Genomic DNA, 26,599 nt, shown 5'->3' on the forward strand with positions numbered 1-26,599 from the left:
GGCACTACTTTCGTGACAGATGGTCCAGTGACCGCCCCGGCGGCGGAGGATCCGGTCGTCAGGACCGCCTCCACCGCCATCGGCGGTCCTCTCGGCGGGCTTGCGCACGGCCGACGGCGCTGGTTCAGCGCGGTCGGCCTGGTGCTGCTCCTGACCGCGCTCACCTTCGCGATCGGGATGGTCTCCAAGCAGACCTGCTACAACGCCACCTGGACCAACGGCGACACCAGATACACCCACTTCTGCTACTCCGACCTGCCCTATCTCTACGTCGACCGGGGCCTGGCCGAGCACGAGTGGCCCTACTCCTCCGACCCTGAGGTCCGGGCGCGCTACCAGCAGGTGATGGAGTATCCGGTCGGCATCTCCTACTACGCCTGGGCGACGTCCCACGTCACCGACTGGCTGACCGACACCCCCGACGAGGACGAGCGCCATCTCGTCGAGACCTCGAGCTTCTGGGGCCTGCCCGGCATGCATCACGAGATCCGGGTCTTCATCATCGTCAACGTGATCGGCTTCGCGGTCGCGGCGCTGCTCTCCGCCTGGTTCCTGGCACGTACGCACCGCCGACGGCCCTGGGACGCGGCCGCCTTCGCGCTCGCCCCGGTGCTGGCGGCGACCGGGATCATCAACTGGGACATGCTGGCGGTCGTCTTCGTGGCCGGCGCGCTGTGGGCGTGGTCGCGCGACCGGCCGCTGCTGACCGGCATCCTGATCGGGCTCGGCTGCGCGACCAAGCTCTACCCGCTCTTCCTGCTCGGCGGGCTCGTGGTGATCTGCATCCGGCGCCGCCGCTACTACGACCTGGCGGTCGCCTCGCTGGCGACGGTCCTCGCCTGGGTGCTCGCCAACCTCCCCGCGATGGCCACCGGCCTGGAGGAGTGGAAGGTCTTCTGGAGCTTCAACTCCGAGCGCGGCCCCGACCTCGGCTCGCTGTGGCTCGTGTTCCAGCAGGCCACCGACGCGACGATCTCGGCCCAGACCGTCAACCTCGTCTCCTGGGCCTTCTTCATCGCCTGGTGCAGCGGCGTACTCATCATCGGTCTGACGGCCCATGAGACACCGCGGCTGGCGCAGCTCGGCTTCCTGATCGTCGCCGGGTTCCTGCTGGTCAACAAGGTGTATTCACCGCAGTACGTCCTGTGGCTGCTGCCGCTGGCCGTCCTCGCCGTGCCGCGCTGGCGTGACCAGCTCATCTGGCAGGCCGGTGAGCTCATCTACTTCGTCGCGGTCTGGTGGTATCTCGCCGATCTGCTGGCGAGCAGCGGCGGTGACCAGCCGGTCTACTGGTTCGCGATCATCGCCCGGGTCGCTGCCGAGATCTATCTGATCGCGGTCGTGGTCCGGGAGATCTACGAGCCGTGGCGCGACCCGGTCCGGTGGACCGAGGCCCGCGCAGAGACTCAGGAATCCAGGACGATCTCGTCGAACGAGGTCGCGGTGTAGCGCACCCGCACCTCGAGCTCCTCGCCGACCTCGGGCACGCGCGCGCCCGAGGGAAGCATGAGCATCGACTCCTGCATGTGCGGCGGCTCGGCGAACCAGAGCGCCTTGCCGTCGAGCGTGTACGGCGAGCGCGACTGCCCCATGGCGTCGAGCCCACCGCGGGCGACCGCGAGGGCCCGGGAGCGCAGGTGGGTGTCGCCCAGCGGCGCCTCGAGCCCGATCCCGTGGGCGGTGCCGCCGGAGGCGACGACCAGGTGACCGGCGCGCATCGCGGTGCGGCCGCGGTAGCCGTAGGAGTATCCCCGCTCGAGCGGGTGCACGTCCTCGACGGTCGCGGTCACGGTGAGCGCGCCGCGGTCACCGAGCCACAGCGCGGTGCCGACGCGGGGCCGGAAGGTGATGTCGCCGTAGGCCGCGCGCAGCTGGGCGAGCTCGTTGGCGCTCAGGTGGGAGACCCACACCGTCTTCGCCTCGGCGCCGACGACGGCGTCCATCTGGGCGCGTACCTCGGCCAGCGAGCCGCCGTCGAGGCCGAAGTGCATGGTGATGCCCTCGAAGCGGGCGTGCTCGCGGGCGACGGCGGCGGTCGGCCACAGGTCGCTCGGCGTCATCCCGTGGCGCCGCATCGAGGTGACCAGCTCGAGGATGACCCGCGCACCGGGCTGGCGCTCCAGCAGCAGCGGCAGGTCCTCGGGGCGGCTGATCGTGTGGATGATCCGGTCGGCGATCTCCGGGTTGATCTCGGGTGAGTAGGGCCGCCACGGGGTCAGGACGTAGATCGATCCGCTGAACCGGGTCGCGACCTCCCACACCTCGTTGTAGGTGCCGACCGCGAGGGTGTCGACGCCGGTGCCGAGGCTGTTGAGCCACTCGGTCTGGTGGGCGAGCTTGCGCAGGGTGAGGCCGTAGCCGTTGCCCTTCGCCACCGGGACCAGGCCAGGGGTCGCCTCGGCGAAGGTCTGGACGTGCTTGCGCCAGCGATCGGCGTCAACGGTCAGTTTCAGCGGCATACGGAGATCAGCGCCTCTTCATGTAGACATCGAAGGCCGTGTAGATCGGCTTGTTCAGCGGCAGGTCCCACTCCCCGGCGTACTCCACCGCCTGGCCACCGGTGCCGACCTTGAACTGGATCAGCCCCACGTGGGAGTCGTCGGTGGAGAGCGTCGGAGTGATGCCGCGCAGGTCGTAGGTGGTCGCGCCGGCGGCCATGGCGTCCTGGATCATCGCCCACTGGAGGGCGTTGGAGCCACGTACGTCTCGCTTCTCGGTCGAGGAGGCGCCGTAGGAGTACCAGGCGTACTGCCCGACGCGGACCATGATCGTGGCCGCGACCAGATCGCCCTCGTGCCGCGCCAGGAAGAGCTTGATCCGCTCCGGGTCCTCGTTCGACATCGCCCAGAACATGGTGCTGAAGTAGCTGCGCTGCCGGGGCGTGAAGTGGTCGCGGGCCGCGGTGTGGACGTAGAGATCGTGGAAGGCGCTCAGGTCACCCTCGAAGTCGCCGTCCGCCGGGCTGACGGGGGTGGCGACGGTCACCTCGACGCCCATCTTGGCGGCCTTCTTGATGTTGCGGCGCCAGAGCTGGTTCATCCCCTTGAGGACCTCGTCCTCGGTCTTCGGGGTGCCGTCCTCGTGGGCCAGCGGGATGACGAAGTTGTACTGCGGCTGCCCCGCGCCGAAGCCGTCCTCGGGGGACTGCAGCCGCCAGCCCGCCGCCCTGAGCTGCGAGACGACGCGCGCGCCGGTGGCGTCGCGATGCGTCGGGGTGAGCTGGTTGAGCCGCTGCACGGTGTCGTCGGCGATGCCGTCCTTGACCTGCGCCGCGCTCCAGGTCGCCGTCGTGACCGGCGGGCCGATCCGGATGCCGAAGGCGTGGTTCTTCTTCAGGTACGTCGCCAGCGGCTCGAGCCACGGAGCGAGATCGCCCGACCAGTCGATGCTCGGACCTTCCGGCAGGTAGGCGAGGGTGAACCGCTCCAGCTTCGGGACCGGCCGGTGCAGCACCAGCGCGGCGCCGACCAGGGCACCGCCCTGCAGGCTGTCGAACCATCCGATCGACTCCGAGCGCCACTCGGTCTTGACCTGGGCCCACGAGGGGGTCTGGAGGAAGCTCACGCTGGGTTGCTTCTCGATGAAGGCGAGATGCTCCGCAGCGGTGATGGGGCGCACGGTGAGACTCACCCGCAGAAGGCTACCCGTTCCGGCGGTAGGGTCGAATCCGCCCCAATGTGGGGACAATCGGGGGCAATCGCGCCGCTCCCTAGTGAGTCAGGGCCGCTGAGCCGCTATTGTCTGCGACCAGATGTATCACGGCTGGGGCCTGGGCCTCCTTATAGTCGTGACAGCAACTATGACCACCACGATGGCGCGCCCGCGCGTCGTCTGGCCCCCCAGCGGTTCGCCGCCGATCCGGAGGCCGCCGGTCGAGGAGGGGACTGTGACACGGGTACCACGGGGGATCGGTCATGCCGAAGCACCCGTGACCGTATGGTCCCGGGCCACGGCCGACTTCGACCGCTGGCTCAGCGGTGACTCCGCCGCCCTCGACGAGCTGGTCGCGACGATGACCCCGATCCTGTGGCAGGTCGCGCGCTCCTACCGGCTCACCCAGGAGCAGGCCGAGGACGTCGTCCAGAACACCTGGCTCACCTTCGTACGCAAGCACTCCTCGATCCTCGACACCGCGGCCGTCGGCGCCTGGCTCACTCTGACCACGCGCCGCGAGGCCTGGCGGGTCGCGAAGCGATCCGGGCGTGACGTACCCGTGGAGGACGAGGCGCTCGAGTCTCGCGTCCCGACACAGCGCTCGGCGGAGTCGCTAGTCGTCGAGGGCGACCGCAACTCCCTCATCTGGACAGCCGTGGAGTCGCTCCCGGAGCGGTGCCGGCGGCTGCTCCGCGTAGTCGCCTTCTCCGACCGGCCCGACTACGCCGGCCTGGCCGAAGAGCTCCAGATGCCCATCGGCAGCATCGGCCCCACCCGCGGCCGCTGTCTCGGGAAGCTGCGGGACGCACTTCGGGCTGTGTTCGATGAAGGGGAGGTGTCGTGATGGGTCGCTCGGAGGAGCCCACTCGCGAAGAGCTGTTGGGTCTGGTTCGACAGTCTTATGTTGCTGGTGACCCCGTCCCCGGGGGCCTGATCTCCCGGATGCAGGCGGCCGCCGCCGGCGCCGCCGAGGAGTCCGGACTCGGGCTCGACCTCGAGCTGATGCTGCTGGTGGAGTCCTCGGGTGCCGACGCGGCCGGAGTACGTTCCGCCGCCCCTGCCTCCGCCCGCTCGGCCTACACACTGCGCTTCGCGCAGTCCGGCGTCGATGTGCTCGTACGCGTCGCCTCCGACACCGACACCACCGCCCGCCTCGACGGCTGGGTCGTCCCCGGCTCACCCATGACCGTCCGCGCCGTCCGCGCCGACGACGTCCGTACGCCGATCGTCGCCGTCACCCTCGGGGCCTCGGGTCGCTTCGAGCTCACCTCGTTGCCCGCCGGCCTCATCCGGCTCCGCTTCGAGCCCGCCGACGGTTCGTCAGCCTTCCTCACCCCCACGTTCGAGATCTGACCCAGGAGTAACAGTGCACCCCAAGAGTGAGCCCCGGCTGTCGGTGTCGTACGGATCGACCGAGGCACGTGTGCTCGACCCGACCAACGCGGTCGCCGTCGACGGCGTCACGGCGCGCCCGACGGTCTATTCGTCCTCTGTCCTGCTCGTATCCAAGTCGGTCGATTTCGAGGGCACCTTCGAGCGGATCGAAAAGGCCGCCAAGGGACTTGGCTGGCGCGCAGTCGCCGAGGATGAGCCGCCGCACGCTGTCGGGCTTCGGCTCGGCGTACGGCGCGTGCGACTGGGGGTCCGCCCGGGGAAGGCCGTCCAGGCGCCTGACGCATGGACGGTGCTCCAGTACCTGCGGGCGTCCGGACCCGATGGCGCCTGTGGCATCAGCTTGGAGCATGTCCTGGTGCCTGCTCCGCATAACGAGCCGAACCCGCATAACGAGCCGAACCCGCATAACGAGCCGAACCCGCACAACGAGCCGAACCCGCACAACGAGCCGAACCCGCACAACGAGCCGAACCCGCACAACGAGCCGAACCCGCACAACGAGCCCAACCCAAGCTACGGCTACGACGCGCTCGGAACCGGCGGGCGTCAGCCCGTCGCGTTCATCGGAGCGCCACCTCGTCGCTTGGCTGAAACGGAGCTAAGCGGACGTGAGCGACCGGTCGTTGCCGTGCTGGACACCGGATGTGGTCCGCATCCGTGGCTCGACTTCGTGCAGCGCGACGTACGCCTGGGTGAGCACCCCATCGGCTGGCCGGCGGGGGCACCGAATTCGGAGATCGATGAGGACCAGGTTGGCCCGCTGAACGGCGTGATCGACCCAGTCGCCGGCCATGGGACCTTCATCGCGGGGCTGGTCCACCAGGCCTGCCCTGACGCGGAGATCCTGTCATGGCGAATCGTGCCTCCGGACGGCCCGATCGCGGAGACCGACTGGGTGACCGCGCTGGCCCAGATCGCAGAGCTTGTGCATCTGTACCGCGCCGGCGACCCTCGCGGCCAGCGCATCGACGTGCTGAGCCTTTCCATGGGCTACTACCACGAGACGCCGGAAGACGAGCTGTTCGACTGCACTCTCTACGACGTCCTCGCAGATCTGTCTGCGAACGGCACCCTCGTGGTTTGCTCGGCTGGCAATGACGCAACGGCGCGACCGTACTTTCCCGCCGCGTTTGCGCCGTGGAGTGACGGGAACGGACCAATCGAACCGAGGCCGGATGTGCTCCCGATCGTCTCAGTCGGGGCTCTCAACCCAAACGGCACCACTGACGCGGTCTTCAGCAACTCGGGCGCCTGGGTGCGGGCTTACGAACGTGGCGCTGGTGTCGTGAGCACGTTCCCGCCGACCTTCCAAGGTGGATATCAGGCATCCATCGCCACTGAGTTCATGGGCCGGTCCCGGACGTCGATTGACCCGGACGACTTCACGGGTGGATTCGGCACCTGGAGCGGCACTTCTTTCGCTGCGCCTTTGCTCGCCGGCCGGATCGCTCAAGCTCTCTTCGTGGGTGGCCGTCCTGGTGATGCGAAGCAGGACATCAAGCGCACATGGGTAGCGCTTGAGGAGTTGACCTCATTGAGGCAAGGCACCGAAGCTCGCTGACATGGAGACCGAAGACCCGGCGGAACTTCACAGGCTCGGTGTTGCGGCACTCAGCTCGGGAAAGGTAGCTGAGGCCAAGCATCTCCTTGAAAGTGCGCTGGGGCTAGCGGCAAGTGCGCCGCTATTGGCGCGGATCGAATCCACGCTGGCCTACCTCGAGGCCGACGCGTCCGATCTGGAGAGTGCCTTGGAGCTCTGCGATCGGGCGCTACGGTTCGAAGGGCTCGGCGGTGCGACTCGCGGTGCCCTGCTTCAACAGCGAGCGACACTCCTTCGCCGCGCCGGCCGCGCGAGCGACGCCCTTGCGGCATTCGACGAATCAATCGAAGCGCTCGAAGACAAGTCGGACCTGGCAAAGGCCCACTTGAATCGGGGAACCGTTCACCTGGATCGACACGATGTGTCGGCCGCGGCTGCGGACTTCGATGCTGCCGCGCGCAACTTTCGAGATGCTGGCGAGGAGGTCTCGGCTGCTAAGGCCGAACATAACCGGGCATACGCGCTCTTCCTCTCAGGCGACCTGGTTGGCGCCCTTGCGCTAATGGAGTCGTCGTACGACCTCCAGGCAGCAGCCGGGCCGCTGGTGAAGGCAGTGTGTGATGCTGACCGAGCCGAGGTGCTGATGGCAGCCGGACTGACGCGTCAGGGCGGCGAGATGCTGCGGCAGGCGGCGGTGGCGTACGGATCGAAGGGTCAGCGGCAGCGGCAGGGAGAGGCCGAGCTGGTGCTGGCATCCCATCTGGTCGCGACCGATCCGGGCGAGGCGAAACGGGTGGCACGCTCGGCGCTGGGCTGGTTCGAGGAGGCGCGGGCGCCGGGGCTGGCGTTGCGAGCGCGGGCGGTGGCGTACGAGGCGGCCGTTACGGCAGGCCAAGATCCGAGCGAGGACGGCGAGGCGCTGGCCGGGCCGCTCGAAGAACAGGGGCTGAGCTGGCCGGCGCTCCGGGTGCGCTTGCAGGCCCGGCTCGCGCGCATTCGTTCGGCTGAGAACGCCGGCTTGCCGGCGAGACCGGCGAGCGGCCGGGTCATCGGCCCGGTCCCGCCGGAAGCGCCCATCGACATCCGTCTGCTGGAGCGAGAGCTCCGAGCTGAACTGGCGGTAGCCGCCGGACGAGCCGTTGCTGGGCTCCGCGAGCTTCGAGCCGGGCTCGATGAGTTTCATCGATGGCAGAGCTCGTTCGGAAGCCTCGACCTGCAGACCAACGTTGCTGGACATGGCCGGACCCTCGCTCGACGCGGCTTGGATCTGGCGATCGACTCTGGTGATGCGGACGTGCTCTTCGAATGGTCGGAGCGTGCTCGGATGCTGGCGTCCCGGGTCCAATCGGTGCGCCCGCCGTCCGACCCGGCGTTGGCTGAGATGCTTGCCGAGTTGCGTGGCGGCGTCGCTACTGAGCGGGAAGCACAACTCAGGCAGGAGATTCGCGAGCGCGCCTGGCAGGTCAAAGGATCGGGTCAGGTGGCCGATCCGATCTCTTTGAGCGACCTGCAAGAACGCCTCGACGGGTCTGCCCTGGTGGCTTATGTCGTCGCAGCGGAGCGCGTCGTCGCTCTCGTGGTGACCGCCGATGCTGTGAAGCGCGTCGACCTCGGTGACAGCGGGTCCCTCCGCGGCATGTTGGGCGGCCTACTGCCCGATCTCGACGTCGCGGCTACGCATCTGCCGGGTCCTCTAGGCGAAGCCGTGCGTGGCGACCTTGTAGACCGCATGGCTCGGCTATCGAACATGCTGGTCGCCCCACTGATCGACTACATCGGCGATCGTCCGGTGGTTCTCACACCGTCTGCGGTCTTGGCGCCCGTTCCTTGGACTCTGCTGACGGGATTCGTTGGTAGGCCGGTCACCGTGGCGCAGAGCGCCACCACCTGGTTGGCCCGCAGAGCCACTCCCGTACGGCTGGAATCTGCCGGATTCGTTGCCGGCCCCCGCGTGGTGAGGGCTCCGGACGAGGTCGCGCTGAGCGCTGCCTCCTGGCCCAGTGCGCGGTGCCTTACCGGCGATGAGGCTTCAGCAGAGGCGGTGGCGAGCCTCGCCCAAGAGGTCGACGTACTGCACATCGCTGCCCACGGGCGTCATTCGGCCGAGAACCCGCTCTTCTCAGGCGTCGAGCTGACCGACGGCGCTTGGCACGGATACGACATCGATCTTCTTGCCGCAGTTCCCGACGTCGTGCTGCTGTCGGCGTGTGAGGTCGGGCGGTCGAACGTCCGATGGGGCGAGGAGCTGATCGGTCTCGTCGGTGCCTGGCTCCACGCTGGCACTCGGGTGGTGATCGCCTCACCGGCGGTTGTAGCCGACGAGATCGCACACAAGGTCTTCAGTGACCTCCACGCTGGGCTCGCCAAGGGTCTGGTCCCTGCGGAGGCACTCGCTGGTGCCGTTCCCGCAGCGGACGCTGACTCCGCTCCTGCGCCGTTCGTCTGCTTCTCGTAGGGACCGCGCCCAAGGTAGATGGGTGAGGACCGGCTGGGCCCTCACCCATCCAATCGAAGGCTTAGGTAGGCCTGTTGTGTGGCGCCGCGAATGCGTAAATCGCCAGGGCGGTCGTCACCGTGGTCGTGGCCGCGAGATATGCACGGGCTTTGAAGTCGTTCATGATCGCTGTCGTCACCTCCTTCTAATCACAGGACTAGTAAGTGGTCGGACACACCGGGATCGATCAGTCAGGCTGGTTGTGAGGTGCCGCAAACGCGTAGATCGCCAGTGCCGTCGTGACAGTGGTGGTCGCCGCAAGGTATATGCGTGCCTTGAGTCCGCTCGTACTCATCTGGTCCTCCTCTCGGGGCAGCTCGCTCGCGTCCGACACGTCAGGTGAACGTTCAGTTGGGCTTGTTGTGAGGCGCCGTGAAGGCGTAGATCGCCAGGGCGGTCGTCACCGTGGTCGTGGCCGCGAGGTAGGCACGGGCTTTGAAGTCGCTCATGGTCTTGGTCGTCACTCCTCTCCGGTTGCCAGGATTGGCCAGACGAACTGGCCATCGGCATTACGTCAGTGGCCCTGGTTGTGAGGTGCTGCAAACGCGTAGATCGCCAGTGCCGTGGTGACGGTGGTGGTCGCGGCGATGTAGGCGCGTGCCTTGAGTCCACTCGTGTTCATCTGTTCCTCCTCTCGTGGGGTTAGAGGTGAGAATCGGCGTGGCTACGCCGACGACTGGACGGAATCGTTCGGCTGATCGGCGCTGTCAGAACGGTCCTCGCCACTGGGCCGGTAACAGGCGACAACCAGCAGCACCAGACCAGGAATGAGAAGCAGGTCGCCGACACTGAGGACCTTCATCAGCACGGGGATGGGGATGAGGTCGGCGACCGGGATCCAAAGTTGCGACACATCGTCCAAGCGGATGTAGCCGGGCGCGTCAGTCGCCAGCTCAGCGCTGGAGTAGCCGGCGGCTCGGGCGCCCGAAACGCTGTACGGCATCGCTCCGAGGAACGCGATCGGTATCGAGTTCGACGCGGTTCCGAGCGGGATGAGCGACAGGGCCCATCGGCCTGAGCGACGAGACCAGAGCGCGCGATTCAGCCAGCAGAACGCGATCGCGATGACCAGGACCAGGACGGCGTACGCCCTCCGCTCGACGCTCTCTTTGACCTGATCGGGCCACAACCCCTCGACGTGCATGAACTGCAGCGCGGCGACGAGAACGATCAGCCACTTCCCGCGCAGGCTCGTCAGAGAGGTCGCGACGTTCGGGCGGGCGACGATGATGAGGCCGATGACTGCTGGCAGCACCATCAGCGTGAGCATTCCTGGGCCGGGCATGCGAAGCAGGCTAGTGGCGTTGCGCGGCACCCGGGAGAGGAACGAGGCAACTCGTCTCGGGCTGCCGGAGGTGTTGACGGTCGGCCTGAGCGCGGCGGGAAGAAAATTCTTGAAGACCTTGTATCAGCGGGTCTGCCGCGTACTCCTTGGGACTGTCCGGACCGAGATTCGGGGGAATTCGGTTCGGACGCTGGCGCCGCCGCCTTGGGGGAGGCAGGCGGTTTCGGGGCCGCAACGTGGGTTGGGCAAGAGGGGGATGCCCAACCTGCGTCGGCCCGAGACGTGGGCCGGGCGGGGCGGTGAGGGGACTGACTGCCCCGCCCGGCAACATTCGATTCTCCCGCTCCGTAACCGCCACGGCAATGGTTGGGCAGCGCAGAACTGAAATGTGTTCTAGATGGAACAGTCTGGTTTGGGGAGCCGGGTCTCGACAGGCTCGACCACCGGTGGCCGGTTCTAAGCGGAACGGTCGAGACGACCGAGGCGCTTGCCGAGGGCCGGGGTGACCCGGTCGACCCAGGTCGCGGTGATGTGGGAGTCGTCGTAGTAGGTGACGACGTCGCCGACGACGAGTGGGCAGCGCTCGGTGCAGACCAGGTCGACGATGTCGACGTACGCCGCGTCGGTGCCCGCGAGCGCATCCTGGGTCACCTCGTTGGAGTCGACCTCGGTGCCATCCGCCTTCACCACGCAGTCCTCGAGGAGGTTGCGGGCGTCGGAGAGGCACTCGCCGGGGTCGTTGTCGACGGAGGGGACATCGGCGAAGACGCGTACGTCCGGGGTGATCTTCTCGAAGGCACCGACGCCGTGGCGCACGCCCTCACGCCACTGCTCCTCGGTCGAGACGCCGTCGCGCTCCTCCATGTCGAGCATGCCGCGGGCACCGACGACGATCGTGTCCGGATTGAGCTCGGTGATCTGCTCGTTGGTCCACTTCCGGAAGTCCTCGCACTCGGCGACGGTCATCTTCGAGGACTGCTGCTTGACCCCGTACGCGGCGCAGCCGAGCTTCACGAACGGAACCAGCTTCACGTGCTGGCGCTCGGCGAGGGTGTCGAGGGCGGGCAGCCACATCCCGATGTGGGAGTCACCGACGACTGCGACGGTGCGATCCGCCTTGCCATCGCCGTAGATGCAGTCGCCGTCGAGCTTCGTCTCGCCGTAGCCGGCATAGCAGTAACCGCCGCGCTCGGCCCACGAGTCGGTGGCGTCGAACTCGACCTCGGGCGGCAACGGAGCACCCTCCTCGGCGGCCTCGACGGTGGTCTTCAGTACGCCGGTGACCGGCTTGTCGTCGGTCTCGAGGACGTCGGGGTTCTCCTGGAACCACTCCTCGGCGTTCGCCTTGGCGACGTCGACCTGATAGCCGGCGTACGCCTGCGAGCTCGTGCCCGCGACCAGGGCGAGGGCAGCGGCGGCGGGCCAGAGGGCGAGCGCGCGGCGGCCCTTGGTGAGATGCGGGACCTTGTGGCGCTGGAAGGGCATCTCGATCCAGTGGTAGCTCGCCGCGGAGGCGGCCAGGATGAGCGCCAGCATGATCAGCAGCTGGCGTACGCCGCCGCCGGGGATCGCCTCGGGGGCGAGGATCAGGATCGGCCAGTGCCACAGGTAGAGGCTGAACGAGATGTCACCCAGGTAGCGCAGCGGCTGCTTCGAGAGCAGCCAGCCGGTCGGGGTGGCGGGGCCGGCGACCAGGAGCGCGACCGTGGCGAGCACCGGGACCAGGGCGTGCCAGCCTGGGAAGTGGGTCGCCTCGCTGAAGTTGGCGGTGGCGTAGACGAGGGTGCCGACGCCGGCGATGCCGAGGGTTGCCGCGGCGAGACGACCATTCCGCGTCGCGCTCGTCGCGACCTGCAGGCGCCCCGCGAGGCAGGCGAGCAGCGCGCCGGCGGCGAGCTCGAATGCCCGGGCGGGGGTGGAGAAGTAGGCCATGGTCGGGTCTGCGGTGGTGGCGTGCAGCGACCAGGCGAAGCTGACCACGGCAACGAGCGCGGCGAGCGCGGTGATCGCGCGACGGCGGTGGTGCTTCGGGATCCAGAGGGCGACGGCGAGCACGAGCAGCGGCCAGACGACGTAGAACTGCTCCTCGACCGAGAGCGACCAGTAGTGCTGGAACGGGGAGGGCGCGGCGTTGTTGAAGTAGTCGACGGCCTCCTTGGCGAAGTGCACGTTGGCAAGGAAGACCGCCGCCCAGCCGGCGTCGCCCGCGATCTGGTCGGTGCGGGTCTGGGGCAGGACGATCGCGCTGTAGGTGAGTACGACCAGCATCGTCGCGGTCGCCGCCGGCAGGATCCGGCGGGCGCGGCGGGCGTAGAACTGGCTGATACTTACCGTGCCGCTGCGGTCGGTCTCACGCAGCAGCAGAGTGGTGATCAGGAACCCGGACAGGACGAAGAAGACGTCGACTCCGACGAACCCTCCCTCGAACCCTGAGAGCCCCGCGTGTCCTGCGATCACCAGACCGACAGCGACGGCACGGAGACCCTGAACATCGGCGCGCCAGTTCGAACTCATTCGGAGGACGATATGTCAATGGCCCTGTTGGGTCATAGCCGACGGTCTCGCTGGGTGGTCCAATTCTCAGCCGAATCTTCACCTGTGGCGAGCGAAACCGCAGCTGTGGCGAACGAATCTTCGGTTGTGGCGGACCAATGTGCGGATTCGTCCGCCAGAACTCAAGACTCGGCTTACAGAAGTGAAGATTCGGTGAGAATCGGTCAGAGACGGTCGCGGAGCCAGGCGAAGTCGCTCGCGTGCTCTGCGGCGCCGCCCGGGGTCTCGCAGATCACCGGGGCGCCCGCGTCGCGGACCACGCCGGCGAGCAGGTCGGGGTCGATGCGGCCGGCGCCGAAGTTGGCGTGGCGGTCGGCTCCGGAGTCGAACTCGTCGCGGGAGTCGTTGCAGTGGACCAGGTCGATGCGGCCGGTGATCTTGCGGACGTCCTCAACCACCGTCTCGAGCGGGTTGCCGCCGGCGTGCGCGTGGCAGGTGTCGAGGCAGAAGCCGACGTTCTCTGCGCCTTCGGCGGTGGAGATGGCTTCCCAGACGCCGGCGATCCGGTCGAGGTAGCGCGCCATCGCGTTGTCGCCGCCGGCCGTGTTCTCGATCAGGAGCGGGACCTTGATGTCGGTCGCCTCGATCGCCTTGCGCCAGTTGTCGAAGCCCTTCGCCGGGTCGTCGTCCTTGTTGACGTGACCGCCGTGGACGATCAGGCCCTTGGCGCCGACCTCGGCCGCGGTGTCCATGTGCTGCTGGAGGAGCTTGCGGCTCGGGATCCGGATCCGGTTGTTCGTCGTGGCGACATTGATGATGTAGGGCGCGTGGACGTAGAGATCGACACCCTGCTCCTCGGCGCGGGCCTTGAGCGCTGCCGCGCCGTCGGCGTACGTCACCACCGGGCCCTTGTAGGACTGGGGATCGCCCAGGAAGAACTGCACCAGGCTCGCGCCGCGCGCGGTCGCCTCGGCGACGGGGTCGGTCTGGTCTACGTGGGCACCGATCGCAACAGCCATGCGCCCAGTCTAGGACGCGGCACCGACATCTTCCGGCTTGACTTCATACCATACGGGGGTATGGTAGGCGGCATGGACGAGCACACCGGGCACGAAGGCCACGCGGATCACGGATACCTCCACAACAAGAACAAGGAGGCCTATCTCAAGCGCCTCAAGCGCATCGAAGGCCAGGTGCGCGGGCTCCAGCGGATGGTCGAGGACGAGGCCTACTGCATCGACATCCTCACCCAGGTCTCCGCCTCGACCAAGGCGCTCCAGGCGGTCGCTCTCGGCCTGCTCGACGAGCACCTCGGTCACTGCGTCGCCGGCGCGGTCCAGAACGGTGGTGCCGAGGCCGACGAGAAGCTCGCCGAGGCCTCTGCTGCGATCGCTCGCCTCGTCCGGTCCTGATTGTCAACAATCCAACAACCTAGAGAGACCCTCATGAGCACCCAGAACTTCACTGTCGTCGGTATGACCTGCGGACACTGCGCCTCCTCCGTCACCGAAGAGGTCACCGAGATCGCCGGCGTGAGCAACGTCGACGTCGACCTGGCCTCGGGCAACGTCACCGTCACCGCCACTGAGCCGGTCTCGGACGACGCCGTTCGCGCGGCCGTCGAGGAGGCCGGCTACTCGCTGGCCTGATCATGATGACCCCCACCGCCGCGAACCCGACCGAGCAGCAGCTCGAGATCGAGGGCATGACCTGCGCGAGCTGTGTGCGCCGTGTCACCAAGGCCATCAGCCGTGTCGAGGGTGTCGAGGACGCCAACGTCAACCTCGCCACCGAGACCGCCCTCGTGCACTTCGACCCCACCCGCACCGACCTCGCCGAGATCAGCGCCGCCATCGAGAAGGCGGGCTATCAGGCTGTCCTGAGATCGTCGACTGTCGACAATCCACAGGAGCCCGAGGTCGAGGACGACCGGGACGTACGCCGCGAGACAGAGCTCGTCCAGCTCAAGCGGCGGTGGGTCACGGCTCTGGCGGTGGGGCTCGGCCTGATGGCGTTGATGTACGTCCCGCTACCCGTCGACGCGATGGAGCCGGTGATGTCGATCGTGCTCGTGGTCGCCGCGGTCACCCAGTGGTGGGCGGGTCGGGACATCTACGTCGCGGCAGTTCGAGGCGCACGCCACGGAACGGTCGACATGAACACCCTGGTCACGCTCGGCACAGGCATCGCCTTCGCCTACAGCGCCTTCGTGACCCTGTGGATGGGGCAGGCCGAGGCGTGGGGCCTGCCGCTCCACCTCTATTTCGAGACCGCCCTGGTCATCGTCGCGCTGGTGCTGATGGGCCGCTGGCTCGAGGCCCGGGCCAAGTCGCGTACGGCCGATGCGGTCAAGGCCCTCGTCGGCCTCATGCCGGAGACGGCCACGGTGATCCGCAACGGCCGTGATGTCACGGTCCCGGTCGCGAACCTGCAGGTCAAAGACCGGATTCGCGTACGCGCCGGGGAGAAGATCCCGGTCGATGGCCGCATCGTCGCCGGGGCGTCCTACGTCGACGAGTCGATGCTCACCGGCGAGAGCGACCCGGTGCGGAAGGCCGAGGGCGACATCGTCATCGGCGCGACGATCAACCAGACCGGCTCGTTCGAGATCGAGGCGACCGCGGTCGGCTCCGAGACGACGCTGGCGCAGATCATCGCGATGGTCGAGTCGGCCCAGGGATCCGGCACCAAGCTGCAGCGTCTGGCCGACCGGGTCTCGGCGGTGTTCGTGCCCGCTGTCCTCGTCGTGGCCGCACTGACCTTCATCGGATGGCTCGTCCTCGGCCCCGACGCCGAGCGTCTGACCAGCGCCGTCACCGCGGCCATCGCGGTCCTCATCATCGCCTGCCCCTGCGCCCTCGGCCTGGCCACGCCGGCCGCCGTCATGGTCGGCGCCGGCCGCGCCGCCGAGCTCGGCGTACTCGTCGGCTCGGGCGAGACCCTGGAGCGCGCCCGCTCCGTCACCGCCATCGTCTTCGACAAGACCGGCACGATCACCCACGGCAAGCCCGAGGTCTCCGACATCACCCCGGCTCCGGGCTGGACCCGCGACGAGCTGGTCCGGATCGCCGCCGCCGCCGAGACCGGCAGCGACCATCCTCTTGCCACGGCGCTCCGAGCGCGCGCCGACGCCTCGGACGACGCCGCGGACGCGGAGGTCTCGGAGTTCGAGGCCCACCCGGGCCGCGGGATCAGTGCGTACGTCGACGGACGCCGGGTCGTCGTCGGCAACGCGGCGATGCTGGCCGAGGAGGGCGTCGACGCCACCGACAACGGCTCCGTCCTGATCGCGGTCGACGGTGCGTACGCCGGGTCGATCCGGGTCGCGGACCAGATCCGCGACGAGGCCAAGGAGACCGTGCGCCTGCTCGAGGACTCGGGCGTCGAGGTGCACATCCTCAGCGGCGACGCCGCCGCGACGGTGGCGAAGGTGGCCGACGAGGTCGGCGTACGCCACGCCGCCGGCGGCCTGCTGCCCGAGCAGAAGCTCGCCCGGATCCAGCAGCTCCAGGACGAGGGCAAGGTCGTCGCGATGGTCGGCGACGGGATCAACGACGCCCCGGCGCTGGCCCAGGCCGACGTCGGGATCGCGATCGGCACCGGCACCGACGTCGCCCTGGCCGCCTCCGACATCACCCTGGTCGGCGGCGACCTCCGCGGCGTGGTGACCGCGCTGGCGCTCTCCCGTCGCACCGTCGCGACGATCAAGCAGGGCCTGTTCTGGGCGTTCGCCTACAACGTGCTCCTCATCCCCGTCGCCGCGCTCGCCCTTCTCGACCCGGTCCTCGCCGGCGCCGCGATGGCGATGAGCTCGGTCAGCGTCGTCACCAACGCGCTGCGTCTGCGCGGCTTCCGCCGGCCCGAGACGCCCGAGGCGTACGCCGGTCGGGGCTTCGTCACCCGCCTCCGCGACGGTGGATATCTCCTGGTCACCGCCGTGATCGCGATCTCGATCGGGGCCGGCCTGACGTACCTGTCGCGCACCGAGCCGGCGCAGCGCGGGATGAACGGCATCCTGGAGTGGGCGCAGGGAATGAGCCCGATGCGGCCGTCGATGACGGAGATGCACGAGGTCGACATCGCTCCCGTCGCCTCCGCCGAGGCGGGCATCGACGTCGCGATCACGCGGCGCGAGGGCGGGCTCCGGTTCCTCGTCACGGACGCCGCGACCGGCGACCCGGTGACCGACCTCGGTCGCACCCACCAGGCCTGGATGCATGTCATCGTGACCAGCCAGGACCTCTCCTGGTTCCGCCATCTCCACGCCGAGCCGACCGGCCGTCCGGGCGAGCTCGAGACCGACGTGACCTTCCCCTCCGGAGGCACCTACCGCGTGGACACCGAGTTCCGGCGCCGGGCCGACATGGCCGACGTGCTCGACCGGCAGCAGCTCAACGTCGAAGGTACGCAGCCCCCGGCCGTCCCGCTGGAGGCGAGCCCGAGATCGTCGACTGTCGACAGTCTCACCGTCACGCTCGAGGGCACGCCGGTCGCCGACCAGCAGAGCGACCTGCACTTCAGGTTCGAGGACAGCACCGGGAAGGTTGTCGACGATCTACAGCCCTACCTCGGCGCGGCCGGCCACGTCGTGGTCATGAGCGCGGACGGTGAGACGTTCGTGCACGGCCACGCCGAAGGCGACGAGCTGGCGGTCCCCGGCACCACGTTCGGGCCCGAGCTCGGGCTGCATCTGGACGTACCGAAGGCCGGTCTCTACCGCCTCTGGGCCCAGTTCCGCCTCGGTAATGGCGAGGTGATCACGGTGCCGTTCACGGTCGAGGCCGTGGATTCGGCCACGGAAACCGCTGGTTGATACCCTGACTCGTCCCTCTCCACAGACGGAGATGGGACATCGCATCAGCCCTCCTGCCATGGAGAGACCATGGCCGCCGAGTCCGTAGGAGGTGGAGAACGCTATGCGCGCCTATGAAGTAATGGTGATCCTCGAGCCCAGCCTCGATGAGCGCACCGTCGCCCCGACCCTTGACAAGTTCCTGAAGGTCGTCACCACTGATGGTGGCACCGTCGAGAACGTTGACGTCTGGGGACGCCGTCGTCTGGCCTATGAGGTCAACAAGAACGCCGAGGGCATCTACGCCGTCGTCAACCTGACCGCCGAGCCCAAGACCGTTCTGGAGCTCGACCGCCAGCTTGGCCTCAACGAGCAGATCCTGCGTACGAAGGTCATCCGTCCGTCCAAGTGACGCGGATGTCACCGTCGGCAATTGTCGGTGCGGGGTCCTATGTTGGGACCCACACGGCCAGTTCGAAATTTATTTGGAACTCCTGAACCGACACCGACACCCAGATCAGACTCAAGGGAGATCTCATGGCAGGCGACACCGTCATCACCGTGATCGGCAACCTCACCGACGACCCGGAGCTTCGCTTCACGCCGTCCGGTGCAGCCGTTGCCAACTTCACGATTGCTTCGACGCCCAGCAGCTTCAACCGCCAGACCAACGCGTGGGAGGACGGGGAGACCCTCTTCCTGCGCTGCTCGATCTGGCGCCAGGCTGCTGAGAACGTCGCCGAGTCCCTGCAGCGCGGCATGCGTGTCGTCGCTCAGGGTCGCCTGAAGTCGAGGTCCTACGAGACGCGTGAGGGCGAGAAGCGCACTGTCTTCGAGCTCGAGTGCGACGAGATCGGTCCCTCGCTCCGCTACGCGACCGCCAAGGTCACCAAGGCCAGCCGCCAGTCCGGCGGCCAGGGTGGTGGCGGCGGTTACAACCAGGGTGGCGGCGGCGGTGGCTACAACCAGGGTGGCGGCTACGGCGGCCCCCAGGGCGGTGGCCAGCAGGCTCCGGCCGGTGGTAACGACCCGTGGGCCTCGCCGGCTCCGCAGCAGCCCGCCAACGCGGGCGGCGGCGCGCCGGCCAACGACCCGTGGGCGGCCCCGGGCGTGGGCAACGACGAGCCTCCCTTCTGATCAACAGATCCACATTCCGAATCCCTCAACCATTCCGGTACTCAACCCATATGCCGCTCCGCGGCTGGGGCCGGGCTTCTAGAAAGGAAGCACCACAATGGCCAAGGCAGTGATTCGCAAGCCTAAGAAGAAGGTTTGCCAGTTCTGCAAGGAGAAGGCGACCGGTGTCGACTACAAGGACGCCACCCTCCTCCGTAAGTTCATCTCCGACCGCGGCAAGATCCGCGCCCGTCGCGTGACCGGCAACTGCGTCCAGCACCAGCGCGACGTGGCCATCGCCGTCAAGAACGCGCGCGAGGTTGCTCTGCTGCCCTACACCTCCACCGGTCGCTGAGGAGGATCGACATGGCTACCAAGATCATCCTTCAGCAGGAGGTCACCGGGCTGGGTTCCGCCGGTGACGTCGTCGAGGTCAAGGACGGCTACGCCCGCAACTACCTGATCCCGCGTGGCGACGCCATCCGTTGGTCCCGCGGCGCCGAGTCGCAGGCCGACTCGATCAAGGCTGCGCGCTCGGCTCGCTCCGTGCGCGACGAGGCTCACGCCGCCGAGATCAAGGGCAAGCTCGAGGCCAACACGGTCAACGTGAAGGTCCGCTCCGGCAAGGACGGCCGCCTCTACGGCGCCGTCACCGCCGCCGACATCGCCGCCGCGGTCTCCGAGACCACCGGCGAGTCGATCGACAAGCGCACCATCGCGCTGGGCAACCCGATCAAGGCGCTCGGTGCTCACGAGGTCTCCGTCAAGCTCCACGACGAGGTGTCCGCCAAGCTGGCCCTCAACGTGGTCCCCGCTTGATCTAGGGATTCCACACAGGCCCGCCTCCTTCGGGAGGCGGGCCTGTTCGTTTTCAGAACTTGTTCGCGATGTCGGTCAGCTTCGCGACGTACGCCGGCCAGTCGTACTCCGACGGGATGTTGTCGCCCGACTTGCGCCAGCCGACGGCGCCGTCGGCCTCTTCGCGAAGGATGTCGGCCTGTCCGCCGTGACCGGCGAGATCGGCGAAGAGGTGCACCAGGATCTGGTGCAGGGTGACTTCCTCGTTGCCCCAGTGCGGCACATGCCCGATGGCGTCCAGAGACAGTGCCTCGATCGTCTCGTCACCGTGGGCGATGACCCTGCGGTAGAGGTCGATGATCCCCTCGATCGTCTCGTCCTCGGTGGCGTACCAGTCCGCCTGCGGGTCGATGTCCCACTGCTCGTCCGAGATCAGCTGCTCGGGATGCGGGTACGGACGCCCGAACGTCGCCCCGAGATAGACGGCCTCGACCCCGGTGACATGCTTGATGATGCCGAGAAGATTGGTGCCCGTCGGTGTACGCGGCAGCCGCGCCTCCCGCTCCGAGAGGCCCTCGACCTTGGAGATCAGCGCCTCGCGGCGGGCGTCGATGTACTTCTTCAAGGTGGTCTTCGGGTCGGTCGCCATGGGATGACCATGGCGTGCGCCCGGGCTGGGCACAAGTGAGTATGTGGGACCGATGCCTGGAGACCGGGCTCAGGCGCCGGTGACCAGCCAGCGGTCGCTGCGCGCACGGAGCGTCAGCACCACGAAGCGGGCGCCCATGAAGCCGACCGCGAAGGTGATCCACACCCACACCAGCCCACCGCCGAGGGCGACCGCCAGCGCGACGAGCGGGACATAGGCGACGAGGGTCCAGACCCCACCCCAGGCCAGATAGCGCCCGTCGCCGGCACCGATGAGCACCCCGTCGAGCACGAAGACGACACCCGCGATCGGCTGCGCGATCGCCGCCACGATCACCACCGGCACCAACAGGTCCCGCACCGCCTGGTCCTCCGTGAAGAGCGCGCCGAGGAACGGGGAGAGAGCAGCCAGGAGTACGCCGGCCGCGACCCCGATCACAACGCCCCACCACACCATCCGGGCCGTGATGGCCCGGGTCTCCCGGGTGTCGCCGGCCCCCAGCGACCGCCCGGTCAGCGCCTGTGCGGCGATCGCGATCGCATCGAGCACGAACGCCAGGAACGTCCACAGCGTGAAGGCGATCTGGTGGGTCGCCAGGGCGACGGCCTGGTCGCCGACGGCGAGGTGGGTGACGGCGTACGTCGTGACCAGCAGCGCCATGCGCAGCGTCAGCGTTCGGACCACGAGGGCCACCCCGGCCCGCGCGGAGGCCCGGATCCCGGGCGCATCCGGGCGCAGCGGCACGCCTTGGCCGCGGGCGGCCCGCACCACGACGTACGTCAGCATCCCGGCCGCCAGCACCTGCGCGATCACCGAGCCGATCGCCGAACCGGCGATGCCGAGCCCGGCGCCGTAGACGAGGGCGAGGTTGAGCACGATGTTGAGTACGTTGGCCACGATCGCCGCGACCAGCGGGGTCTTGGTGTCCTGCAGCCCACGGAGCACGCCGGTGGCCGCGAGCATCATCAACAGCGGTGTCACGCCGAGGACGGCGATCCGGAGGTAGGTGGTCGCCGGGCCGACCACCTCGTCGCCCGCTCCGACCGCCCGGCTGAGCGGCTCGGCCAGCACCATCACCGGGATCGTGACGACGACCCCGATGATGACTGCGAGCCAGATCCCGTCGATGCCCTGCCGGAGCGCGCCAGCGGTGTCGCCGGCGCCGATGCGGCGGGCGACCGATGCTGTGGTGCCGTACGCGAGGAAGACGCAGAGCCCGACGATCGTCTGGAGCACGACGCCCGCGACACCGAGGCCGGCGAGCTCGCGGGTGCCGAGGTGGCCGACGATCGCGGAGTCCGCCAGCAGGAAGAGCGGCTCGGCGACGAGGGCCAGAAAGGCGGGGATCGCGAGCCGCCAGATCTCCTTGTCGAGGCCTCGGCGGTCGGTCTTCGAGTAGCTCTTCGCATCCGCCCGGCTCGTCACGGTCTCAAGGTTAAACACCGTCGGCGCGGGGCGTTGTTCAGGGCAGGTGGAAAACCTGTGGAAAACGTCGTTGCGGCGCTATGTCGACAAAACGCCCAAGGGGGTACGACGATCTCGGCGATGAATCCCGATGGGCTGCCGACTTTCTTTCGTCCACAACCTATGGACAACAAAGTCCCAGGTCAGAGGTGCTTCACCAATCAGGTGACCCTAGTTATGCACAGGCAGTTCCCCAGGCTGTTCACATTGACCAGGGTGTCGTCCACCGCTATCCCCCGGTTATCCCCAGGGCCTGTGGATAACCTGCTGTCGCCGATGTGGGATGCGACGTAAGGTCGCAGAGACTTGAGGTGTCGTCGAGGGTCGGCCCAGGACTGCGCAAGCAGAACTGTCGGTGCCCACCTCTAGCGTGGGACCGAATCGACCGAGATCACGCCGCGACGAACCGCAGACCACGGAGGGGCAAGGGAATGAGCGTCACTGAGACCGGCTCGATGGGCGGTCCGGGCGACTTCCCGGAGCCGCCGTTCGAGGAGTGGGGCGACGGCCCTGCGGCGTACGAACCGGGCAACGCCCCGCGCGCGGTCAACGACCGCACGCCACCGCAGGACATGGCTGCCGAGCAGGCCGTCCTCGGCTCGATGCTGATCTCGAAGGACGCCATCGCCGACGTCTCCGAGACGCTGCGCGGCACCGACTTCTACCGGCCGACGCACGAGACCATCTACGACGCGATCATCGACCTCTACGGTCGCGGCGAGCCCGCCGACATGGTCACCGTCGCCGACGAGTTGCGCCGCAAGGCTGAGCTGGAGCGCATCGGTGGCGCCCCTTACCTGCACACGCTCGCCTCCAACGTCCCGATCGCCGCCAACGCCGGTTACTACGGCGAGATCGTCCGCGAGAAGTCGGTCCTGCGCCGCCTGGTCGAGGCCGGTACCAAGATCGTGCAGATCGGCTACGCCGGCGAGGGCGAGGTCGACAACATCGTCGACGAGGCCCAGGCCGAGGTCTTCAAGCTCACCGACAAGCGCTCCGGCGAGGACTACTCCCCGCTCGCCGACATCATGGACGGCGTCCTCGACGAGATCGAGGCGATCTCCAACCGCGAGGCCGGCCTCTACGGCGTCCCCACCGGATTCGCCGACTTCGACGAGCTCACCAACGGCTTCCACGGCGGGCAGATGATCATCGTCGCGGCTCGTCCGGCTATGGGCAAGTCAACCCTTGCCTTGGACTTCTGTCGCGCGGCCTCGATCCACAACAACCTGACCAGCGTCTTCTTCAGCCTGGAGATGAGCCGCTCCGAGATCACCATGCGTCTTCTCTCGGCAGAGGCCAAGGTGCCGCTCAACCACATCCGCAACGGCAACATGTCCGACGACGACTGGAACAAGCTGGCCCGCAAGATGGGTGAGGTCTCCAGCGCGCCGATGTTCATCGACGACAGCCCCAACATGACGATGATGGAGATCCGGAGCAAGGCCCGAAGGCTCAAGCAACGCCACGATCTCCGGCTCATCGTCATCGACTACCTCCAGCTGATGAGCTCCGGCAAGAAGGTCGAGTCCCGTCAGCTCGAGGTCTCGGAGTTCTCCCGTCAGATCAAGCTGCTGGCCAAGGAGCTCGAGGTCCCGATCATCGCGTTGTCCCAGCTCAACCGTGGTTCCGAGCAGCGCGCCGACAAGCGCCCGGCGGTCTCTGACCTCCGTGAGTCAGGATCGCTGGAGCAGGACGCCGACATGGTCGTCCTCCTCCATCGCGACGATGTCTACGAGAAGGAGTCGACCCGCCCCGGCGAGGCCGACGTGATCATCGCCAAGCACCGTAACGGCCCCACCCGCGACCTCGTCGTCGCCTTCCAGGGTCACTACAGCCGCTTCGTCGATATGGCCCACTGACTCGGGCGAGGAGGACTCGCCAGAGCCGCGCTTCAGTTCCGTTGCTCGAGTGGTACGTACTCGAAGGACGGGCCGGCGGTGGTCCTCCCGTCGCCGGTCGGCATCTTCATCAGCGCCATCGCCTGCTTGCGGAGCCCGAACATGGCGCCGACAGCGTCCTGCATCTGGCTGGTATCGCCGTTGAAGGCCTGTTCGAGCAGGTACAGAACCAGGCTGTAGGTCTGGTTGAACTCCTCTTGGGCGACGCGGATGGGGCTGCCTTCCGGGTAATCGGCCGTACGCGGGTTGGGCCGCATCGGCAGGACACCGTCGAAGTCGATCGCGATCTCCTTGCCGGTCGGTCCGGACTGTGGCGTGTCCCCGGTCTGGTAGCGGCGGCCCAGGCGGAGCTCCTGGAACCTGTAGTAGTGCGCGACCTCGTCCCGGTCCGGGTGGAAGACGTCGCGATCGCCGTCCCACACGTTCGTACGCGCTGCCCCTTCGCCCTGCTCGACGATCTCCGCCAGCGCGGCCGACGCGGACTTCAGGTCGACGACCGGCAGCACCCCGCCGCCGCCACCCCTGAGGTGGAACTCGCCGATCTGCCGGGCCGGATCGCCGCTGAACACGTTCTCCTCGCCCAGTTGGTCGCACAGGGCGCGCAGGCCGGCGTCGATGGCGGCGTAGAACTGCCCGATCGTCTGATACTCGTCACCCTGCGGAGGCGCGTCGACGGACGCCGGCTGCTCGATGCGTAGGAACAGCTCGAGCGCCTCGGGGCCGAACGGGACGAGATGGACGTGGACGGACCGGTCGCCGTGGGGCAGCGGATGGGGGTACGCCGGGAGCAGCTCCGGCGCGTCCAGCTTGGGAGAGCCGCCGACGGCGTTGAGCAGGTTCGCGGCCAGCGCCAGATGGATCATCTCCTCGGCAAGGACCGTGCCCACGACCTGGGCGGCCTCGGGGTTGCGGGCCGGGTCCAGGGAGTAGAGCGCGCACAGGTAGGGAGGAATCGTCGCGTGCTCGAGCTCGATCGCCCACTGCAGGTGGCGGCGGAGATCGTCGATCGTGTCGATGGCGTGGGCGCCATGGGTGTCCATGAGGTACCTCGGTTCGTCAGGTCGGGTGTCTCCAGCCAGGACCGGAGCGGCCCTCGGTTTGTGACGAGGACCGAAAGTGGACGGCCGATCGCATCCGCCGTCGGACCTTCTGTCACAAACTGCGGGCCTGTCCGGTCCTGACTGATGAGCGACGTTCCGGATCGGCCCGGGACGCGAGATGGAAGGAACACCATGAAGATTGTCGTGATCGGCGGAACTGGCCTGATCGGCTCGAAGCTCGTCCGGAAGCTGGCCGAGCACGGCCATGAAGCGGTGCCCGCGTCACCCGACTCGGGCGTGAACACCCTGACCGGTGAAGGGCTGGCCGAGGTGCTGGAGGGCGCTGAGGTCCTGGTAGACGTCTCGAACTCGCCCTCGTTCGCCGACGATGCCGTGCTGGACTTCTTCCGTACGTCCACCGGAAACCTCCTTGCCGCCGAGGAGGAGGCTGGGGTCGGACACCACGTGGCCTTGTCGGTCGTCGGCACCGAGCGTCTCGCCGAAAGCGGCTACTTCCGCGCGAAGATCGAGCAGGAGAGGCTGATCAAGGAGTCCGGACGGCCGTACTCGATCGTGCACGCCACGCAGTTCTTCGAGTTCGTGGGCAGCATCGCCCAAGCGGCTACCGGGGGAAACACGGTCCGCCTGTCGGATGCGCGGATCCAGCCCATCGCAGGCGATGACGTGGCCGCCGCGGTTGGCCGGGTCTCCGTGGGTACGCCGCTGAACGGCACTGTCGAGGTGGCGGGTCCCGAGCAGTTCGGTCTCGACGAACTGATCCGCACCGGGCTGAGCTACCGCGGTGACGCCCGCGAGGTCGTCACCGACCCGGAGGCGCGCTACTTCGGTGCCCTGCTGGACAAGGACATGCTCCTGCCGGGTCCCGACGCGCAGCTGTCGGCCACCCGGTTCGCCGACTGGCTGCCGCTGAACCCGCCGCCGGCGAAGTGATCACGACCGATCACGATTGTCGGGCGGCGGCACGCTGAGAGCCTCTAGAGTTTGGCTGGTGCCGGACGGCGATCGAGAGACGACGGTGGGGGCGTTGGATGACTGACTCCGAGGTGCGCGATCTCGGTGACGCGGAGGATCTCGAGGCAGCCACAGCTGTCTTCACCCAGGTGCGGCCGCGCCTGTTCGGGATCGCGTATCGCATGCTCAGCAGCGTCACCGAGGCCGAGGACCTGGTGCAGGACGTGTGGCTGCGCTGGCAGGCGTACGACCGGTCCACGGTGGCCAACCCGGCGGCGTTCTTGGCGACCACCACCACCCGGCTGGCCATCAACGTCCTCCAGTCGGCGTGGAAACGGCGCGAGACCTACATCGGGCCGTGGCTGCCCGAACCGGTTGACACCGGGGCGGACCCGTACCTGGGTGCCGAGCGGGCCGAGGCTCTGCAGTTCGCCTCCCTGCTGCTGATGGAGAAGCTCACCCCGAGCGAACGCGCCGCCTACGTCCTGCGAGAAGCCTTCGAATACTCCTACGCGCAGATCGCCGACATCCTGTCCTCGACCGAACCAGCCGTACGTCAGCTGGTCAGCCGGGCGCGCAAGCACATCGCCAGCGAGCGGCGGGCGCCGGTGGCCGCGGAAGAGCAGCAGGAGCTGCTGACCACGTTCCTCACCGCTGCCCGCGCCGGCGACCTGACCGCGTTGGAGCGGCTCTTCACACCGGATGTGACCAGCCTGTCCGACGGCAACGGCCGGACGGGTATCGCCCGTACGCCGCTCGTCGGCGCGGAGCGGGTCGCGAAGTTCCTCAAGGCGATCTCCACCTGGTTCTGGGACGGCGTCGAGGTGCGCTGGACGACGACGAACGGACAGGCGTCCGCCGTACTCGTCCGCGACGGCTCCGCGTACGGCCTGGTCACCGTCGACGCCACCGCCGAAGGCATCGATCAGGTGCTCTGGCTGGTCAACCCCGAGAAGAACAAGGGCGTGTCCGCCGCAGGCTGAGTCGCCGATGGACACACCTGCGA

General features: G+C 68.0%; 23 protein-coding genes. 15 read left to right on the forward strand and 8 right to left on the reverse strand.

The window, feature by feature from the left end; all coding sequences use genetic code 11:
• Positions 1 to 12: 12 nt before the first annotated feature.
• Complete coding sequence (locus tag ABZU72_RS19050; protein ID WP_355020400.1) at positions 13 to 1,449, forward strand: glycosyltransferase 87 family protein; 1,437 nt, start codon at positions 13 to 15, stop codon at positions 1,447 to 1,449.
• Here ABZU72_RS19050 and ABZU72_RS19055 read toward each other — a convergent pair.
• A complete protein-coding gene (locus ABZU72_RS19055; RefSeq protein WP_091044102.1) occupies positions 1,407 to 2,459 on the reverse strand; it encodes an alanine racemase in 1,053 nt (350 codons plus the stop codon). The two genes, ABZU72_RS19050 and ABZU72_RS19055, sit on opposite strands and share 43 nt — an antisense overlap.
• Positions 2,460 to 2,466: 7 nt before the next feature.
• Positions 2,467 to 3,630 (reverse strand): peptidoglycan bridge formation glycyltransferase FemA/FemB family protein, encoded by a 1,164-nt coding sequence (locus ABZU72_RS19060; RefSeq protein WP_355020401.1) that lies wholly within the window; start codon positions 3,628 to 3,630, stop codon positions 2,467 to 2,469.
• A 298-nt stretch (positions 3,631 to 3,928) separates the two neighbouring features.
• Here ABZU72_RS19060 and ABZU72_RS19065 point away from each other — a divergent pair, with 298 nt between their 5' ends.
• From ABZU72_RS19065 to ABZU72_RS19080, 4 genes are read left to right on the forward strand one after another with little or no spacing between them, the layout of a single operon-like run.
• Positions 3,929 to 4,498: a sigma-70 family RNA polymerase sigma factor gene (locus ABZU72_RS19065; protein WP_355020402.1), complete on the forward strand. Its 570-nt coding sequence runs from the start codon at positions 3,929 to 3,931 to the stop codon at positions 4,496 to 4,498.
• Positions 4,498 to 5,007: a hypothetical protein gene (locus tag ABZU72_RS19070; protein WP_355020403.1), complete on the forward strand. Its 510-nt coding sequence runs from the start codon at positions 4,498 to 4,500 to the stop codon at positions 5,005 to 5,007. Before ABZU72_RS19065 ends, ABZU72_RS19070 begins: the two co-directional genes overlap by 1 nt.
• A gap of 13 nt (positions 5,008 to 5,020) precedes the next feature.
• Positions 5,021 to 6,610: a S8 family serine peptidase gene (locus ABZU72_RS19075; protein ID WP_355020404.1), complete on the forward strand. Its 1,590-nt coding sequence runs from the start codon at positions 5,021 to 5,023 to the stop codon at positions 6,608 to 6,610.
• A 1-nt stretch (position 6,611) separates the two neighbouring features.
• Entirely contained in the window at positions 6,612 to 9,044 is a 2,433-nt protein-coding gene (locus ABZU72_RS19080) for a CHAT domain-containing protein (RefSeq protein ID WP_355020405.1), read from the forward strand.
• A 703-nt stretch (positions 9,045 to 9,747) separates the two neighbouring features.
• Here the strand turns inward: ABZU72_RS19080 and ABZU72_RS19085 are convergent.
• From ABZU72_RS19085 to ABZU72_RS19095, 3 genes are all read right to left on the reverse strand, one after another.
• Positions 9,748 to 10,353 carry a DUF5317 family protein gene (locus ABZU72_RS19085; RefSeq protein ID WP_355020406.1) on the reverse strand — a complete coding sequence of 202 codons (606 nt, stop codon included), beginning with the start codon at positions 10,351 to 10,353 and terminating at the stop codon, positions 9,748 to 9,750.
• A gap of 471 nt (positions 10,354 to 10,824) precedes the next feature.
• Positions 10,825 to 12,882 (reverse strand): acyltransferase family protein, encoded by a 2,058-nt coding sequence (locus ABZU72_RS19090; protein ID WP_355020407.1) that lies wholly within the window; start codon positions 12,880 to 12,882, stop codon positions 10,825 to 10,827.
• Positions 12,883 to 13,085: 203 nt separating this feature from the next.
• A complete protein-coding gene (locus ABZU72_RS19095; RefSeq protein ID WP_355020408.1) occupies positions 13,086 to 13,880 on the reverse strand; it encodes a deoxyribonuclease IV in 795 nt (264 codons plus the stop codon).
• 72 nt (positions 13,881 to 13,952) lie between these two features.
• Here ABZU72_RS19095 and ABZU72_RS19100 point away from each other — a divergent pair, with 72 nt between their 5' ends.
• The 7 genes from ABZU72_RS19100 (at position 13,953) to rplI (ending at position 19,588) form a co-directional block, all read left to right on the forward strand.
• Positions 13,953 to 14,273, forward strand: coding sequence for a metal-sensitive transcriptional regulator (locus tag ABZU72_RS19100; protein WP_045550265.1), 321 nt, complete (start codon positions 13,953 to 13,955; stop codon positions 14,271 to 14,273).
• Positions 14,274 to 14,306: 33 nt separating this feature from the next.
• Complete coding sequence (locus tag ABZU72_RS19105) at positions 14,307 to 14,510, forward strand: heavy-metal-associated domain-containing protein (protein WP_355020409.1); 204 nt, start codon at positions 14,307 to 14,309, stop codon at positions 14,508 to 14,510.
• Positions 14,511 to 14,515: 5 nt separating this feature from the next.
• Entirely contained in the window at positions 14,516 to 17,674 is a 3,159-nt protein-coding gene (locus ABZU72_RS19110; protein WP_355020410.1) for a heavy metal translocating P-type ATPase, read from the forward strand.
• A 103-nt stretch (positions 17,675 to 17,777) separates the two neighbouring features.
• Positions 17,778 to 18,065, forward strand: coding sequence for a 30S ribosomal protein S6 (gene rpsF / locus ABZU72_RS19115; protein ID WP_091044123.1), 288 nt, complete (start codon positions 17,778 to 17,780; stop codon positions 18,063 to 18,065).
• A gap of 125 nt (positions 18,066 to 18,190) precedes the next feature.
• A complete protein-coding gene (locus tag ABZU72_RS19120) occupies positions 18,191 to 18,790 on the forward strand; it encodes a single-stranded DNA-binding protein (RefSeq protein WP_355020411.1) in 600 nt (199 codons plus the stop codon).
• 97 nt (positions 18,791 to 18,887) lie between these two features.
• Complete coding sequence (gene rpsR / locus ABZU72_RS19125) at positions 18,888 to 19,124, forward strand: 30S ribosomal protein S18 (RefSeq protein WP_008355445.1); 237 nt, start codon at positions 18,888 to 18,890, stop codon at positions 19,122 to 19,124.
• A gap of 11 nt (positions 19,125 to 19,135) precedes the next feature.
• Entirely contained in the window at positions 19,136 to 19,588 is a 453-nt protein-coding gene (rplI, locus tag ABZU72_RS19130) for a 50S ribosomal protein L9 (RefSeq protein WP_141801967.1), read from the forward strand.
• 52 nt (positions 19,589 to 19,640) lie between these two features.
• Here rplI and ABZU72_RS19135 read toward each other — a convergent pair whose 3' ends face one another.
• Positions 19,641 to 20,216 carry a DinB family protein gene (locus tag ABZU72_RS19135; RefSeq protein ID WP_355020412.1) on the reverse strand — a complete coding sequence of 192 codons (576 nt, stop codon included), beginning with the start codon at positions 20,214 to 20,216 and terminating at the stop codon, positions 19,641 to 19,643.
• A gap of 69 nt (positions 20,217 to 20,285) precedes the next feature.
• On the reverse strand, positions 20,286 to 21,641 hold the full coding sequence (locus ABZU72_RS19140; RefSeq protein ID WP_355020413.1) for an MATE family efflux transporter: 1,356 nt from the start codon (positions 21,639 to 21,641) through the stop codon (positions 20,286 to 20,288).
• Positions 21,642 to 22,111: 470 nt separating this feature from the next.
• On the opposite strand from ABZU72_RS19140, the gene dnaB reads away from it, so the two are divergent.
• Entirely contained in the window at positions 22,112 to 23,542 is a 1,431-nt protein-coding gene (gene dnaB, locus ABZU72_RS19145; protein ID WP_350665421.1) for a replicative DNA helicase, read from the forward strand.
• A gap of 32 nt (positions 23,543 to 23,574) precedes the next feature.
• Here the strand turns inward: dnaB and ABZU72_RS19150 are convergent, their stop codons facing one another.
• Entirely contained in the window at positions 23,575 to 24,621 is a 1,047-nt protein-coding gene (locus tag ABZU72_RS19150; protein ID WP_355020414.1) for a ferritin-like protein, read from the reverse strand.
• Between the two features lie 192 nt (positions 24,622 to 24,813).
• Here ABZU72_RS19150 and ABZU72_RS19155 point away from each other — a divergent pair, with 192 nt between their 5' ends.
• Positions 24,814 to 25,572 carry an SDR family oxidoreductase gene (locus ABZU72_RS19155; RefSeq protein WP_355020415.1) on the forward strand — a complete coding sequence of 253 codons (759 nt, stop codon included), beginning with the start codon at positions 24,814 to 24,816 and terminating at the stop codon, positions 25,570 to 25,572.
• 98 nt (positions 25,573 to 25,670) lie between these two features.
• Positions 25,671 to 26,576, forward strand: a complete 906-nt coding sequence (locus tag ABZU72_RS19160; protein ID WP_355020416.1) for an RNA polymerase sigma-70 factor — start codon at positions 25,671 to 25,673, stop codon at positions 26,574 to 26,576.
• Positions 26,577 to 26,599 lie beyond the last annotated feature (23 nt).

Origin of the sequence: Nocardioides sp. NPDC004968 (genome assembly GCF_040608935.1) — a bacterium.
GTDB lineage: Bacteria > Actinomycetota > Actinomycetes > Propionibacteriales > Nocardioidaceae > Nocardioides.